The organism is Paenibacillus algorifonticola (assembly GCF_000971975.1).
Lineage (GTDB): Bacteria > Bacillota > Bacilli > Paenibacillales > Paenibacillaceae > Pristimantibacillus > Pristimantibacillus algorifonticola.
Genome location: NZ_LAQO01000112.1, coordinates 1 through 578, shown reverse-complemented (window position 1 = coordinate 578; position 578 = coordinate 1). Strand labels below are relative to the sequence as shown.

The 578-nt window shown below is 51.4% G+C and carries 1 protein-coding gene; it reads left to right on the top strand.

Annotated elements, in window-relative coordinates; genetic code table 11:
• A partial coding sequence (locus WH37_RS36160; protein WP_046234954.1) for a hypothetical protein occupies positions 1 to 578 on the top strand: 578 nt, incomplete at both ends.

Genomic DNA, 578 nt, shown 5'->3' with positions numbered 1-578 from the left:
CTGTTTGACAACAACGGGAATGAAGTGCGCCAGCAAACCAGCTACTTGCGTCCGCACAGTCGAGGGATGAACCAGGTAACGGGAGCGAATCCTTACGGGGATGAGCAGACCGAAGAAATAAGCAGCCTGCTGGAGAAGGTGAACAACACCTTTGACGGCTTCAACCGTCTGACACAAGCGATCAATGTTCAGGGCGGAGAACGCTCGACCGTTGAATACGCGTATGACGGGGACGATCTTCGGACGAAGAAAACGGTTCGCAGCTCGGCAGATGGCTACGCGGAGCAGGTAACGAACTACTTGTATGACCGTCAATATGTCATTTTGGAGACGGATAAAGCAGACGCGGTCAGTGTGCGCTATGTGAAGGGCATAAACTATATCGCCCGAATCGACCAGGCGGACAAGCTGTCGTATTTCTTATTCAACGGTCATGGCGACGTTGTGCAGACAGTGGATGAGCAAGGAACGATCGAGAATCAATATGACTATGATGTATTCGGTAGCCCAACGCTGACGATTGAGCTATATGAAAGCACGATCCGCTACTCGGGAGAGTTTTATGATGCGGAAGTGGG